This is a genomic window from Pedobacter sp. WC2501, from assembly GCF_052682415.1.
Window position 1 is genome coordinate 5,998,851 of the sequence record NZ_JBQZFI010000001.1, and the last position, 15,513, is coordinate 6,014,363.

A 15,513-nucleotide genomic window follows, 5' to 3' on the forward strand; every position below is an offset into this window, starting at 1 on the left:
ATCCGGCACAAAATTCGGGTTAATGGACTATAATCAATTTAATACATTCCAATGCTATTTTCATATTGACTACCTGTTCCACTACTGATATTGACATTGGTAAAACTTGCATAAGTCCCTTCAATAGCACTTCTACTACCTATGTATATTCTACGTGAATTAGGTGCATTTATAACGCTGATATAGACGCTATAAATCCCTCCAGGCAATACCAATGAGGAAGAGCCAGGGTTGCATTGAAAAGATTTTTGGTATCCGTCGCTTCTTGAAAAACTCACCCCGAAACTATCCGAGGTCGAATTGCTGAACGTAACCGTTACGTTGGGGGCACAAAGACCATTAGCATTTGCATACGCCTGTCCGTTAGCGTCAGCATATGCTTGAGCTTGGGCATCAGCATCTTCCTGAGAGATAATTGAACTGACTGTTTTAGCCGGAACTCGGTAATTTACCCCGTATGTAGTTGTATTTGCCGGGCAATTATTCCTTGTAAACCATTTATTAAAATCAGTATTGTAATATACCTTATTACATGTACCATTTGCATTGGCATAAGTTTGCCCATTACCTCCATGCACATCACTCCAAGCTTGTGCATCGGCATCTTCCTGAGAGATTATAGAGCTATACTTACCAGCAGGAATGGTATAAGTTACAGGGGGACCAGGTGTGTAAGGACCTTCCCCAGGAATAACTGGACAAGTATTTATAAAACTACCAGACTGTGAAATGCTTAAAAAAGGAGGTTTAAATTGATAAGCATAATTTTTTACGCCATTTCCATTCTGATCTTTAATATTTATAAGACGGGAAAACTCATCATATTCAAAATAGCTGGCGTTCCCCTTAACATCTACAGTATTTTCTATATTATTCGTCTTGTTATAATTGGCAACTGTCATTTGCACACCTTGCGGGCTAAGGGCTACCTGATCAATTAAATTATTGTTGGTATTAATACTTACTGAACTAATACCGTTTAAATCCCACTTGTATAAACTCCAATTACTATTAATGGGTGTACTTATGTTATTTACGGTTATCGTACCATTTCCTTTTGCCCATAAACTCACAATGTAATTTCCTAATAATAAATTATCCTTACTTATAGATCCGTTATAACTTTTTGACCCCGATTTACTTGATGAGGATGAAACGCCACTTGAGACATAAGTCCAATTACCTAAATCATCGGTCTCAAATCCAGTATAGGCAATTGAGCTAAACAATGCATTATCTGCTTTTGCTAAAACATTCCCTGATTTATCTAAAATAACAGCTGTTTTTATACCTCCCTGGTTTTCAAACTCGACAAGCCTACTCTTATCATCATAAATGTTAAATGTTAAAACCCGTTTAAAATTATAATTGGGAGGTAATAAAACAGAATTTGAAAATGTAGTGCCTGCCGCTCCCAATAAGGGTAGTGCAAGACGAGCTGTATAAGCTTTTAAAGGCCTAACCGTACCAACATTTAGTATTTGATATTCTATTAAATCTGCTTGTGTTAAATAATTACTAGAAGCTTTATTTAACCATGTTTCAGTTAGTATGGGCTTATTAATTATATTATTGTCAATCAGTTTAGTTGTAAATGAGGAAGCACCAAGATTATAGTCAAAAGGATAATAAAAATATTTTTTTACCATATCACCATTGGAGTTTGGCTTCGAGGATGTTCTAAGAAGAAAATAATTTGCATCATATGTATTGTATGTTGACTGTAATTGAGGAACGGTTGAGCCTGCAATAGATGGGTAATTATACTCATGAGTGGTCTTTAATTCCGCTCTTCCTATAATTGGATAATAATTTCTAAATTTATAAATGTACCTAAGTAAATTTGGGTCAGGACTTCCATTTTGTAACCAAACATGTACTTCTCCAACCGAAGATATGGCTAATGATCTATAATTATCATCAATCTTTTGCTGCTGGAATATATCATATTCATTTATAGTTTGCTTCACAATGGCACCTAACGAAGAAAAATAAGTTGTTTTTAAAGGCAATCCAATAGCCCAATAGGGTCTATCAACTGGACGATAAGGATGGTAATCTTGCGGAGACCAAAGCGTTGTATAACTCAAATCAGAATATTCGTAAACAATTTTACCATTACTTTTATTACCATTCTGAAGTAGTTCTTCTACCCTACGGTAGCCTGCAAAACTGCCGTTAATGCTGGATAAGGGATTAACTGGATAGGCATAAGAAGTTGTAGTGGTATAATATACATGTGGATTAGAAGGCCACCCGCCGTCATCGTAATAAGTATTTTGAACAAAAGTAAATTCTGGTTGTTCGCCCAAAAAACCCGAAGATAATCCATCGGTTTCTATATACCGATATTCTTTTATCATATCGTTTTGTGCATTTATTCCATCGTGCAGTATCCGTTTTTTTATGCGTAACCCGGCTACAATAATTTTATTGTTTGTACCTTGTTTATCATTTAGCTCATATTCAAATTCTTCAGATCCCCCAGTTGGGTAGACAATTTTCTTTATTAATCCTAATTTTGCATAATTTAAATCTGGATTTCTATCGGCTGGTGGTCCAAATACGGTTGAGACCAGATAAGGATGGGCATTATTTTTACCATTATAATAACCCCAAAAATCATATCCATTCGGCACAGATTCCTCATTTAAGTTTTGATCTAAAAAATAATCAAACGCATACATGGTTTGGCTATGGTTAGCCCCAATAAGATTAATATGATTTAAATAATTATTTGCATTTGCAGAAAATATATTATCATTTTTTGTTTCGCGCACAGTATTGGTATAATAAGATTTATTGCTTCTCCAAGTCTTATACGTCATATTATATGACCTAACCATTGTTTGCTCAGAATTAATGATTTCAATTGACTTCAAAAGGGGAACATTAGTCGGATAAGGATCGCTATCATCCAAGAAATATTTGAAATTGATCTTGCTCTGATCTGAAAAAACAATACGCTTAATATTCGCCCCCAATACTCCTACTCCACCAACACTTGGATAATCATCTAATGGTATATCAGATCTTCTTACATATACGCTATTTAACGGTGCGCCAGCAACAAGTCCCCCTCGCCTTATATATTCGTATGTTATACTTTCTTCGCCAAAAGGGGCTTCCATTTTAGTGAGTAGCCACGATGTTGGATATTGCTTATTTTGAGCCTCCCACTCCATGTTTGAAGAATTAGGGCTTGTTACTTCAGTCTGGTTAAAAGAATACTTAATACCTGCTTCATCAATGATCAGGAACGAACCCAATTTAAATTCAGGTATTGCACTATTGGTAAAATCAGGAATAATTTTCACTTTACTATCAGTTACTATAATTACCTGCTTGTCTTTGCCAATATAAAATTTGCCCGATTTTCCGGGAATATTAAACTCAAACACATCATGTTCCGAATCTCCATACCCTAAGGCCTGATTAGATACTGGGTCATTTAAGGGTATTCTTGTAACTCCATCAGGCTTATAACTTACACTATTATATAATAGACCATTAAATTTCGTGTTTACTGATCCATTATATGGTGTATTAGATTGGAAATCGTCCGGAACGCCCCTTGTATGCCTAATAATAGTCCCACCTGTATGAAGTAACCATCCTTTACCCATTGTTGAACTTCCTGTACCTGCTTTTAATCCACCACCTCCTGTATAAGTAAGCGCCATATTAAAATTCAAAACAGACATCTTTTTCTCATACAAAGGCAAATTAATACTTGCCATGCCCGTAAAATTATTCATCGGGATATTATCAATTTTGCTAAACGCAAAAGCCGTGGGGGATTGTATACTTAAATTACGGGTGTACTCTTCTTTCTTGTCTTGAGCATTAAGATTCCCCTTTATCAATATGATGAAAAATAATGCTAGTATTAAACGATAGCAGATATTTGTTTTTAAAGTAGGCGAGAGAGTCTTTATCATGGTTAAAATATTGTGGTTATTCTGTTATAATCGTTATTATTTTTTTATTGATATATCCTTAAGCTTAATCGAGCATCTTTAACATTGGATGAAAATTAATACTTTAAATACATCATCCAAATTATTCTGATGATTTTTCTATGCTTACGCTAAAACCGGTATGAGCCATTCCTCACATCTCACAATGAGAATAATGGCTCAGGAAGACTTATATCTTCAATATCAGGAATTATTGAAAACTCTATTCTATCTACCCTACTCTTCAGCATTCCGGCCAATTCTAGACTAGGATCATTATCAAAAGGAAAACATTTCTCAATACCCTCTCCCTTTTCGATCGCGTCAATCCAATCTCTGGATAAATTAACATACACCTCCAAAACCTCTCGGGTGGATTTTGGCCCATAAACATCCATATACATAGATGGTACGTCTCCTACAACAACCCATATAAAGTTATCTTCAGGGCTACTTGCATTTTCAATTTCAAAAAGAAAAATGCATAGAATTTTACCGAAATTGAGGTATAAATTACAGTCTATAATTCGTTCACACCATCGAAATTTATTCAAATAGTTACTAGCATATTCCTTTTGCTGAAGAACTTCATCAATAAACTCTAACTTCTTACCTAACCGATTTATATTGATTGGATATTTCATAATCTATTTCTTTTTTTTACCCATTTTACCCCATTTTGCGAAATCTCCATTTTCTCTGTGGTGATTTCTATGATCTGCTGCAGGCAAAGGGACTATGTTGGGATAACCATCAAGCCCTCCTTCAGATAATGGTATCGGATGGTGTGCATGCTGATTCTTTGTCGAATCTCCAGGCTCTTTAGGCCAAGGTTTACCTTCCCCTTCTTCCCAATCTTTTCTGTGCTGCTTAGCTTTCTTTTTTCGTGGTGTAGCAGCATTATCTACTGTATAATTATCAGCTGTGTTATACTGGTTTGGTATATGAATATCTTCACCATGAAGTGGGTATTCTTTAAAATACTCAAATGCGAACCAGGTTACTAATGCAGCACCTGCTGGTGCTATCAGTTCACCTAATTCTGGATTTGAACTTAATGTCAATACCCCTGCAGCCAGTCCGGCCTTAGCATTCTCCTCTCCCCTCGCTTTTGCGGCAGTTCCACTACTATTGTAAAATACTTGAACCAATAACTTTTCTCCACCACTCATCATACGGAAAGCTTCATTGTCGCTCCCATCACCATCTTGATATCTGACCGTCCCCCCATTTTCCATAGCTCTCTGTAATGCTATAAAATAATCTTTAGCTTCTTGGTCATTATCGGAAGTCCATCCTGTTGTCGTTTGCGTCCACATCCCATTGGGATCAATGTTCACTATCGGATTGTTTAATCCATAATTATATGGAGACAAATTATCATAATGGCTCGCGTATGGATCCACAACGTTCCATCTTCCAATAACTGGATCATAGAACCTTGCTCCATAATCATACTGCTCTAGCTCCTCTTGTAGTTCCTTTCCATTGTAAAGATATTTATTTGTATTCGAATTTGGAGATCCTGTTTTCCTTAATCCAAAGGCATAGTAATCATCTCGCTGAATTACTTCCAGTCCATATGGTGGCAAAGGACTTAGCTTAAAAGTAGCCCTTACATTGCCCAAATGGTCGCCCAGATTATATTCATAACTGTATGTACCGCCACTATTCCTTGCAATGCCTTCTTCGGTATGGATAATATCAATAGTGGTGCCATCTGGCTTGTATTCTATCCCGTTAATATAATTCCTTACCGTACCATTGCTATTTTTAGCCAGTTTGTTACCTGTAGCATCGTAAGTGTATGATAGGTTAACAGCTGTACTTGTGGTACGCACTGCCGTTGCCGGGAGGTTAAGGTAATTATAGGTCAAACTGATTCCGCTCAATCCATCCTTGGTTGCATTACCGTTGGCATCGTACTCATAATTTTGTGTGGTTAAACCACTTACGCTCTGCAACCTGTTGCTGTTCCCTGAATTGTAATAATTATATACTTTGGCACCGGCACCATCACGGTTAAGGCTCACGATATTGCCCATTACATCATAGGTTAATGCTTCACTCATAGATACCCCGGCCACCGTGGCCGCTGTTCCCAATCGGTTCAGTTTGTCGTAACCATAGTTAAAGATGTTCGCCGTTGGGTTGGCCGTATTATTCCAGGCCCAGTATTGTTTGGTAATATTACCGTTATAGCCCTGTGCAGCACCGTCTTCATAATCAAGCTTCATACTGAACTGATCGGATATACTGTTTTTCATCCAGCCACGCTCGTTATAGGCAAAAGTAGTAGCCTGGGTATCGTTATGCAGGTTCTTTTTGGCCAGTTGCCCGATCTCGTTATATTCCAGATGGTTCAATGCCACCTCGCCCTGGTTGTTGATGTTCTCAAAACTGGCAATTTTACGGCCCATGTGGTCGTATTCGAAACGGTTGGCTATCGTTGTAGTTGAACTACCTGCCGTATGCGTACGGGTACTCGCAGTAAGCTCACCGCTAAAGTTGTAGGTATTGTCCACTACATCGGTACCGTTCAGGTGGTGATTGCTCCTGCTCTGTACCACACGCCCTTCAAGGTCGTAATAGTTTACCGTAAGCAGCATCGTTCCGCTACCCAGGTTCTTTACCTTGCTACCTGTTAGCAGATCTTTGGTGCGTTCTTTAAGTGCCTGCCCCCCTGTAGGCGGGCCAAAGCTATTGCCTGGAAAATCGTAATCATCGTAATAATTCAGCACATAATAGTCGCTGATACCTCCCTGTGGGATCGCATCATTACTATAACCGGTCTGTATATTTGCAACATCACGCTTTTCGTAGGCAGCAGTTGCGTCTGCGATCCCCTGAAAAATAGATCTATAATTGGTGACTGACTGTCCATTATGCAGATCGTCAATATATCGCCCATTCATCACAGGCCTTCCAAAGGCATCATATTTGGTAAAATTCCATTCCTGTGGGCTTTTGCCACGCTGGTTGGCATCCTGGCTCATTACCACCTGATCGAGTTTATTGTATACCATAAACTCCCAGCCCTTCCCGGGAATCTTTTTCTCTACCAGTCTTTTGTTGCTATCATAATGGTAGCCATAGATAAACTGATCGAACACCGGCTGTGTTTCATCAAAACTGTTTAATGTTGCCTGTCCGTTCTCGTTCACCGCAGGGGGAAGCACATAACGCAGGTTGCCAAGGTCATCATAAACATAGTAGGTAGACAGGCTTTTGGTATTGGTTTCCCAGATCCGTTTCAGCACTACCCGCCCTTCAAAGTCCTTGAACTCATCTGTAGTACCGGCTTTCAGGTCTCCTGGAATCCAGTTTTCGTCCCTGCTAGTGGTTTTGTACAGTTTCACCGGCTGGTAAACACTTGCTTCCGCACCATTATTGGTACTGTTAATTGCCCACAGCTTCACCTCATTTTCAAGGTTTGAGCTATATTCTTCCTTAACGGTATGTCCACCACTAATCTGCCATGCTTCACCGGGTGCGCCCTGTTGTTGTACACGGTTAAGGGGTGAGGCTTCAAACACGGTTTCTGCAAATGGAAAGGCTGTGGCCTTTATTCCGGCTGTTGGAGCATTATAAAAACTGGCCTGTTCGCTAATTGCTGCATCACGAAAACTCCCTATAGTGCCTGTCTGCGCTGCATAAGGTTGATACCTGAATTTTTCACGTCCAAAAACATCGTAGGTAATGGGTTGTACAATATCCTTAAATCCAGGACTACCCTGTACCTGAATGGTCTGTAATGGCCTGCCCAAACCATCAAAATACTGGATGGTTTGGTTTTCATCGCATACGTTACGGTTGTTGTTAATGGTAGCTTCTGTAACTCCGGGCTGTTTAAAAGTACGGGTAAGAATAAAGTTCAGGTTGGTACTTGGCGTTGAGGCCAGGGGCTGACAGTTGATATAGCTTAGTCCTGTGGTGAAAATACGTACAGGCCCGGTGGTATGGAAACCGTCGGTCAGCGTTACGCTCAACGGTGCGCTGATCTCGCTTTCCCCGTTATAAACCGAGACAACCTTTTGGGCAGAAGAGCGGTTGCAGAGCAATAACAGTGCTGCAGCACAGAAATATATTAGATGTTGTTTCATGGAGGCGTTAATTTTTTATATGGTAATCTGTCTGTTTTTAATATTGCTGTTCTAATCTTTTACTTCTTTCAGCCTTTGGAAACTGTTATATTTATAGTAAGCGGCCTGCCCTATTGCATCGGCCTGACTCATTATCCCAATTAACAGTTTATGCTGTAAGTAGCGGTCTGTACATAATTTAATAATTCAACTTCATAGAATATTACAATTTTTAATATTTTTTTATATTATATTAATTTTCACTATTGAGGCGCTAATTTTTTTCCACATACAGAAAAGCAGTCCCATTTTCACATTTTAATTTCACCAGAAATAAAAATGTGACGGTTAAATATAAACATTTTCGTTCAGCCAATATTCAAACAAATAATATATTTTTCTTTTGAGATGCTAATTCTACCGATTAGCGCCAAAATGGAACCTAAACTACTATTATATAAAATTTTCTGACATAAACACAATTGAAAAAATTAATCAACCTTGAACATTGGATAAAAAAAGGCGTACAGCTTGTCGCCGTACGCCTCTACCTAACCCTTCTACATCCACCTTATTTTTGATCCGGCACAAAATTCATTGAGATGGAATTTACACAATGACGGGTGTCTTTATTGGTAAATCCTTCTCCTAAAAATACGTGACCAAGATGCGCGCCGCAATTGGCACAAACTATTTCTGTACGGGAACCATCTGCATCAGGAATACGCTTTACCGCTCCTTTAATTTCGTCATCAAAAGCAGGCCATCCGCAATGTGCATCAAACTTACTTTCTGAACGGTATAAGGCCGCGTTACAACGTTTACAGGTATAAGTTCCTTTATCTGTTGTGTGTTCGTATTTGCCTGTGCCAGGGTATTCTGTACCTTTATTTACAATTACTCTTTCTTCTTCGGGTGTTAATGGATTCCAGTTCATTTTCTTCTTTGGTATGATTTGTTCTGTTTCCTTCGATTGTTTTACCTCTTTCTTATCTTGCTTTTGGGCGCAAGCTGAAAGACCTGTTATTAAAACAACAGCAGAAAGCAAAAATAGTTTATTTAACATCGTTTTCATATCTCAATATACGCTATAGATTCTGTTTTGGTTTGCTGGTTTGAGAGAATCACATTCTATTTACAGAATAATGATAAATGTGTCTTTCTAGTTTGGAGTTGACAGTTGGGAGTTTTCAGTTTTAGGTGCAGAAACCCAATCATTGACCAAGTTTTGATAGCATGTTCTTTCTCTGCAGAGGAAAAAGAGAGGCTAGTAGTTTTAACTCTATAATTAGGGCTCAGCCAAGGCATTAAGATTCCCGCATGCGCGGGAATGACGGCATAAGTGGGAAATGGTAACACACTAACTTGGTGTGCTTTGCGCCTTAGTGGTCGAACGTATTCTTCGCAAACTTTGCGGTAAAAAGAACAAAAAAAAGCGTTCCGAACTTAATCGAAACGCTTTTCTATAAAGAGATTTTTAAATCTTATTTTGCTAATTCTTCTGCCATTGCAGCGCCGATTTCAGCAGGACTTTCTACTACACGAATACCACACTCACGCATGATTTTCATTTTAGCCGCTGCAGTATCATCGGCACCACCAACAATAGCACCAGCGTGGCCCATTCTACGTCCTGGAGGCGCAGTTTGACCAGCGATGAAACCAACAACTGGTTTAGTACCATGTTCTTTGATCCAACGGGCAGCTTCTGCTTCCATTCCACCACCAATTTCACCAATCATGATGATACCATGAGTTTCAGGATCGTTCATTAATAATTTAACTGCTTCTACAGTTGGTGTTCCGATAATTGGGTCACCACCGATACCGATAGCTGTTGTAATACCTAAACCAGCTTTAACAACCTGATCTACCGCCTCATAAGTTAAAGTTCCCGATTTAGAAACCACACCTACATGACCTTTTTTGAAGATAAAACCTGGCATGATACCAATTTTAGCTTCATCAGCAGTAATTACACCCGGGCAGTTAGGGCCGATAAGCGTAACATCGCGATCAGCAATATATTCTTTAACCTGAATCATATCCTTAGTTGGGATACCTTCAGTAATACAAACAATAACTTTAATACCACCTTCGGCAGCTTCCATAATTGCATCAGCAGCAAAAGCTGGTGGCACAAAAATAATAGATACATTTGCACCCGTTTGATCAACGGCATCTTTAACAGTATTAAAAACAGGCTTATCTAAATGCAATTGCCCACCTTTGCCAGGCGTTACACCACCAACTACGTTTGTACCATAGGCCAGCATCTGCTCAGCGTGGTAAGTTCCTTCGTTTCCGGTAAAACCCTGAACGATAACCTTAGAATCTTTATTTACTAAAACGCTCATGTATCAATATTTTTTTTGTGCAAAGCTAATATTATTGAACTGGAATTCAAATCTAAAACCATATTATTTAGTCCGTTTTTTCAGGAAAATGTAAGGAAACGTTACTTTGGTGAAGAAAGACCAAAGCGGAAAGACTAAAGACTAAAGCGGAGAGACTAAAGTTAAAAGTACGAGGCGAGAATTAACCACTGTCATGCTGAGGTACGAAGCATCTGCAGCCGATGAAACAGATGCTTCGTACCTCAGCATGACAGCAAATTCAGGGTTGCTGCGACTAAAAGCATTCCATCTCCATTAACTGCTTGCTAGCAAGGGTTTAGATTTAAGCAATCAATACCTTTTAGCGCTATACCAAGAGCAAGCCTTTCGGTATAAACCCGACAGGAACGGCAGCCTCCGATTTTTTCTATCGGAGCTACAGTGGATGGCGGGGCAGAACCTGACCTAAGCACTATAAAACGTTCGTTTTCAAATTAAAATATCGACATTTAGGATTAGGAAATGAGCAGTTCTGCGCTTTTGGAGAGCTGCACTCCCGCTCTTCGTTCTTTCCGATGAAGAATCGGAACCACTTCGATCAGGTTTAAGAACAAAGTGCTGGTTCCTGTGGCAACATCCATGCAAAACGCCTAAATTTACTTTTGAAGCGGAAAGACTAAAGACCGAAGCAAAAAGCTAAATAATATAAAGATGAGAAAATCCATATTAATTTTAATCGTTATTACTGCAACCTTCATTTCAATTAAGGCCAGCGCTCAAAGCACCGATACCAGTAAATACATCCTTCAAAACGATATTGAAGTAGCCAAAGAAGAACCAGGAACACATAATGGTGGAGGTAAAACCATCGGCTTTAACTTTTTCGGGGAGGCGAAAAGCCTCAAAACAGCATTCCGCAAAAGGATTCTGAAGCCAGGCTCTTCCATTGGTTACCATTTGCAGAAGGAAGATGAGATTTATTATGTGATCAGTGGAAACGGAACCATGCAGATGAACGGAAAAACCTTTGCGGTTAAACCTGGTGATGCCATTTTAACCCGTCCGGGCAGTTCGCATGGTATTGCCCCAAATGCAGGTAATGATTTGACTATTCTGATTGTTTATGAAAAGAAATGATGATATTCGGTAAAAGCAGGATTAAGAGAAGATTGGTTTACAATTCTCAGTTGGCAGAGTTCTATACCAGGTCGTTTTATAGTTCCAGTAGGTAGTTGCTTATTGTGTGTATGTTTACTAAATCTGTCCTCAAAACACAGCAATTGCTGGCTCATTTTATCTAAAGGATTGCAAATCCTTAGCTCTTGAATCGGGATTACAAATCCCGACTAACGAAGTAGCCAAAAAAAAGATACAAACTAAAAGCCGGACCAACTTTAATCATTAATCCGGCTTGCTTTACTATTTATCAAACTAAAGACTTTTGCCTTCAGCTTTGGGCTTATCTGTTTTTGGTTTAGTTTCAGTTTTCCATCCTTTTACCCACTCCGCCTGTGCAGCTTCATCATGGAAAGTCCAGGCTACAAAGCGGCTGATTTTTTGTCCCTGGCTCATTTGAACAGTGGTTACTTCAAAAGCATTTGCTTTAACCAATGTGCTATAGATACTTTTCAAATTGGCACTTTTTGATACCAATGATGTAAACCATAACACCTGATTTTTGATCTGCTCGCTCTGAATAATCATCTGCTCTACAAAAGCGCGCTCGCCACCAGGGCACCAAAGTTCGGCCTTATTCCCACCAAAGTTTAACACATGTTTTACTTCTTTTTCGTTACCACCCAGGTTACGCCATTTCTGACGGGTGCCCTGCTCGGCTTCTTTTAGTGAAGAATGAAATGGTGGATTGCAAACCACGGCATCGAAACGCTCTGTTCTACCCACAATCCCTCGGAAAATACCCAGTTTTGATGATTGCTGACGAATTTCTACAGCTCCCTGCAGGGGTTTATTGGCTTCGATAATACGTCTTGCCGAATCAACTGAAAGTGGATCTATTTCTGAACCTACAAAGCTCCAGCCATATTCCTGGTGACCGATAATCGGGTAAATACAGTTGGCACCGACGCCGATATCGAGTACATTAATTTTAGCGCCTTTTGGATTTTTTCCTTTATTACTCGATCCCAAAAGATCGGCTACATAATGGATATAATCTGCCCTGCCCGGAATAGGCGGACAAAGGAAATCCTGAGGAATATCCCATTGCTGGATATCATAAAAATATTTCAACAAAGCCTTATTTAGTGCTTTAACGGCATTTTGATCTGCAAAATCGATAGAATCGTCGTTATGTTCGTTTTTAAAAACGAAACGTCTTAATTCTTTTGAAGTTGCAATAAGTTGTTTGAAATTGTAACGCGAACGGTGTTTGTTGCGTGGGTGTAACTCGCTTTTTTCTTTGCGGTTATTTTGTTCTTCTTGAGCCAATGTGCTATGGATTAATTAAACAAGCTGTGTGCATGTTTCTACTGCAAAGATACATAAAAAAGGTTGAAGGCGTGAAGGTTGAGGGTAGAAGGGTTTCTAATGCACCTAAAAACATGGCTTTAATTACAACAGATCAAGAGAATCGTCATGCTGAATTTAGTTCAGCATCTTTCCTGCTATTAAGACCCTGAAATGAATCCGATAACTATCGGATCAGGAGAGACTTCGAGAGGATTACTCCAAACTAACCATTTGCTTTCGACTCCCTGAACGCCTTACGCCAAACGCTCGCCCCCAAACTAAACTTCCTCTTCTTTTTCTATCGTCACAGGTTGAATAGCCTTTAAATACTTCTGCTCATCAAACTGCTTTTCACTTTTAGCAATTACGATGGTAGCTACTCCGTTTCCGATTACGTTGGTAATGGCTCTGGCCTCGCTCATAAAACGATCTACACCGATTAATATGGAAATATGTTCAATCGGCATAATTTTCAAAGCAGTTAAAGTTGATACCAAAACGATAAAACCACTTCCGGTTACGCCCGCGGCACCTTTCGAAGTAACCATGAGCACGCCTAAAACCGTAATCTGCTGACCTAAGGATAAATCGACATGAAAGACCTGACAAAGAAATATAACGGCCATAGCGAGGTAAATTGCCGTTCCATCAAGATTAAAGGAATAACCTGTGGGAATAACCAAACCAACAACCGATTTATCGCAACCGATGGCTTCCATTTTCTGCATCATGCTTGGCAGGGCCGACTCAGAAGAAGAGGTACCGAGCACAATTAAAATTTCCTGTCGGATATACTTCAGGTATTGCCAAAGGCTAAATTTATAGTACCTGCAAATTCCATTTAAGACAATAAAAATGAACAGGATACAGGTTAAATAAACTGAGCCCATTAGTTTAGCCATACCCAATATGCTTTCTAAACCATGCGTACCAATGCTGAAGGCCATCCCTCCGAAAGCGCCAATCGGCGCTAAACGCATAATTACCTTCATGATTTTGAAGAGTACTTTCGATATTTTATCGAAGGCATTTAAAACGCTTGTTCCCTCTCCGCCCAATTTATTTAAACCATAACCGAAAAGGATTGCAAACAGCAAAATCTGTAAAATGTTTCCTTCAGCAAAAGCAGCAATCACATTATGCGGAATAATATGCAGAAAGAACTCTGTCCAGTTCATATCTTTAGCCTGCTCGGCATAGCCGGTAATTTTTGTGGCATCACCAGCTTTGGCTACCATTCCGGCACCGGGCTTTAAAACATTGGCGACCAATAAACCAATTGCAATAGCTACTGTGCTTACAACTTCGAAATATAACAGTGCTTTGCCACCTACCCGGCCTACCTTTTTCATATCGCCCATGTGTGCGATTCCTAAAACGATGGTAAAGAATATAATCGGGGCAATTAACATGCTGATCAGATTAATGAATCCCTGACTGATTAACTTAGCGGTTGGTGCAAAACCAGGAAAATAAGTACCAACACTAATCCCAATGATGATGGCAATTAAAACCTGAAAGGTTAAATTGGAGAATATTTTCTTTACAAATTCTATAAATGTCATCTTTATTTTTTTAGGTGTTTTGGCTTGCTATTGAATATTGAACAGCGTAATTTTAAAATAATTTTATTTATAAATACTGACTTCAATTTTCCCGTCGGCAGTAATTGCGCCTCTGTACATTCCCTCGGTATTAAAGGGCATAGTCATATTTCCTTTTTTATCTAATGCAATTAAACCACCGTCGCCACCCATTTTACCTACTTTATCTAAAGCAATTTTCGATGCCTCTGCAACAGATAATCCCTTATATTCCATTAAATCGGAAATCGTCTTGGCCACCACATTGCGGATATAAAACTCGCCCCAACCTGTACAGGAAATACCTGCTGTTTCATTATTGCAGTAAGTACCTGCCCCAATGATCGGTGCATCGCCCACCCGTCCGTATTTTTTGTTTGTCATACCTCCAGTTGAAGTTCCGGCAGCTAAGTTGCCTGCTTTATCTAACGCTACACAACCCACTGTACCAAATTTATAATCGTGATTTTTGATACCAAACAATTCTGATTTTTTACTTCCATGGTCTAACACCGCTTTGGTAGAGTCTTCTTTAATGGCATCTTGTAAACCATCCCAGCGTTCCTTAGTCCAGAAATATTTAGGATCAACGATTTCCAATCCGGCTTCTTTTGCAAATTGATCGGCACCTGCGCCAACCATCATTACGTGTTCTGATTTTTCCATCACGGCTCTGGCAGCAGAAATTGGATTTTTTATGGTAGTTACTCCTGCAACCGAGCCTGCCATTAAGGTTTTTCCATCCATTATGGCAGCATCAAGTTCATTTCTGCCATCATGCGTAAAAACAGCACCTTTACCGGCATTAAAACGAGGATCGTTTTCTAAAACATGAATGGTTGCTTCAACAGCATCAAGGCTTGATTTGCCTGCTTTAATTTCTGCATAACCCACATTTAATGCTTTTGTTAAGGCAGCAATATAAGCAGCCTCTTTTTCGGGACTCATATTTCTTTTGAGAATAGTGCCAGCACCACCATGAACCACCATTACGTATTTTTTCTGCTGTGCAGAAACCTGCAAAGCTAAAGCCGAAAACAAGAATAAGGCAAGTAATTTTAACCGTTTCATCTTCCTATTGGGT

At 39.3% G+C, this 15,513-nt stretch carries 10 protein-coding genes; 1 reads left to right on the forward strand and 9 read right to left on the reverse strand.

Going from position 1 to position 15,513, the window contains the following annotated elements; translation table 11 throughout:
• Positions 1-38 precede the first annotated feature (38 nt).
• The 6 genes from ACUN24_RS25070 to ACUN24_RS25095 all read right to left on the reverse strand — a co-directional run bounded on the left by ACUN24_RS25070 (position 39) and on the right by ACUN24_RS25095 (position 11,018).
• A complete protein-coding gene (locus ACUN24_RS25070) occupies positions 39-3,941 on the reverse strand; it encodes a DUF5977 domain-containing protein (RefSeq protein ID WP_445564963.1) in 3,903 nt (1,300 codons plus the stop codon).
• A 179-nt stretch (positions 3,942-4,120) separates the two neighbouring features.
• Positions 4,121-4,603, reverse strand: a complete 483-nt coding sequence (locus tag ACUN24_RS25075) for a hypothetical protein (protein WP_445564964.1) — start codon at positions 4,601-4,603, stop codon at positions 4,121-4,123.
• A 3-nt stretch (positions 4,604-4,606) separates the two neighbouring features.
• Positions 4,607-8,062, reverse strand: coding sequence for a DUF6443 domain-containing protein (locus ACUN24_RS25080; RefSeq protein WP_445564965.1), 3,456 nt, complete (start codon positions 8,060-8,062; stop codon positions 4,607-4,609).
• Positions 8,063-8,612: 550 nt separating this feature from the next.
• A complete protein-coding gene (locus tag ACUN24_RS25085) occupies positions 8,613-9,116 on the reverse strand; it encodes a methionine-R-sulfoxide reductase (RefSeq protein WP_445564966.1) in 504 nt (167 codons plus the stop codon).
• Positions 9,117-9,525: 409 nt separating this feature from the next.
• On the reverse strand, positions 9,526-10,398 hold the full coding sequence (gene sucD / locus ACUN24_RS25090) for a succinate--CoA ligase subunit alpha (RefSeq protein ID WP_132400548.1): 873 nt from the start codon (positions 10,396-10,398) through the stop codon (positions 9,526-9,528).
• A 494-nt stretch (positions 10,399-10,892) separates the two neighbouring features.
• The gene (locus tag ACUN24_RS25095) at positions 10,893-11,018 is read right to left on the reverse strand and encodes a hypothetical protein (protein WP_315419327.1); all 126 of its coding nucleotides are present in this window, start codon (positions 11,016-11,018) and stop codon (positions 10,893-10,895) included.
• Positions 11,019-11,088: 70 nt separating this feature from the next.
• On the opposite strand from ACUN24_RS25095, the gene ACUN24_RS25100 reads away from it, so the two are divergent.
• On the forward strand, positions 11,089-11,514 hold the full coding sequence (locus ACUN24_RS25100; protein WP_445564967.1) for a cupin domain-containing protein: 426 nt from the start codon (positions 11,089-11,091) through the stop codon (positions 11,512-11,514).
• Positions 11,515-11,808: 294 nt separating this feature from the next.
• Here ACUN24_RS25100 and rlmF read toward each other — a convergent pair whose 3' ends face one another.
• From rlmF to ACUN24_RS25115, 3 genes are all read right to left on the reverse strand, one after another.
• Positions 11,809-12,825, reverse strand: a complete 1,017-nt coding sequence (gene rlmF / locus ACUN24_RS25105) for a 23S rRNA (adenine(1618)-N(6))-methyltransferase RlmF (protein WP_445564968.1) — start codon at positions 12,823-12,825, stop codon at positions 11,809-11,811.
• 299 nt (positions 12,826-13,124) lie between these two features.
• Positions 13,125-14,411, reverse strand: a complete 1,287-nt coding sequence (gene dctA / locus ACUN24_RS25110) for a C4-dicarboxylate transporter DctA (RefSeq protein WP_445564969.1) — start codon at positions 14,409-14,411, stop codon at positions 13,125-13,127.
• A 63-nt stretch (positions 14,412-14,474) separates the two neighbouring features.
• Positions 14,475-15,500 (reverse strand): isoaspartyl peptidase/L-asparaginase family protein, encoded by a 1,026-nt coding sequence (locus tag ACUN24_RS25115; protein WP_445564970.1) that lies wholly within the window; start codon positions 15,498-15,500, stop codon positions 14,475-14,477.
• Between the last annotated feature and the right edge of the window lie 13 nt (positions 15,501-15,513).

What these genes read in the sequence shown, in the direction of transcription:
- ACUN24_RS25070 (WP_445564963.1), bottom strand. Translation starts at nt 3,941, where the DNA reads ATGATAAAGACTCTCTCGCCTACTTTAAAAACAAATATCTGCTATCGT.
- ACUN24_RS25075 (WP_445564964.1), bottom strand. Translation starts at nt 4,603, where the DNA reads ATGAAATATCCAATCAATATAAATCGGTTAGGTAAGAAGTTAGAGTTT.
- ACUN24_RS25080 (WP_445564965.1), bottom strand. Translation starts at nt 8,062, where the DNA reads ATGAAACAACATCTAATATATTTCTGTGCTGCAGCACTGTTATTGCTC.
- ACUN24_RS25085 (WP_445564966.1), bottom strand. Translation starts at nt 9,116, where the DNA reads ATGAAAACGATGTTAAATAAACTATTTTTGCTTTCTGCTGTTGTTTTA.
- sucD (WP_132400548.1), bottom strand. Translation starts at nt 10,398, where the DNA reads ATGAGCGTTTTAGTAAATAAAGATTCTAAGGTTATCGTTCAGGGTTTT.
- ACUN24_RS25095 (WP_315419327.1), bottom strand. Translation starts at nt 11,018, where the DNA reads ATGGATGTTGCCACAGGAACCAGCACTTTGTTCTTAAACCTGATCGAA.
- ACUN24_RS25100 (WP_445564967.1), top strand. Translation starts at nt 11,089, where the DNA reads ATGAGAAAATCCATATTAATTTTAATCGTTATTACTGCAACCTTCATT.
- dctA (WP_445564969.1), bottom strand. Translation starts at nt 14,411, where the DNA reads ATGACATTTATAGAATTTGTAAAGAAAATATTCTCCAATTTAACCTTT.
- ACUN24_RS25115 (WP_445564970.1), bottom strand. Translation starts at nt 15,500, where the DNA reads ATGAAACGGTTAAAATTACTTGCCTTATTCTTGTTTTCGGCTTTAGCT.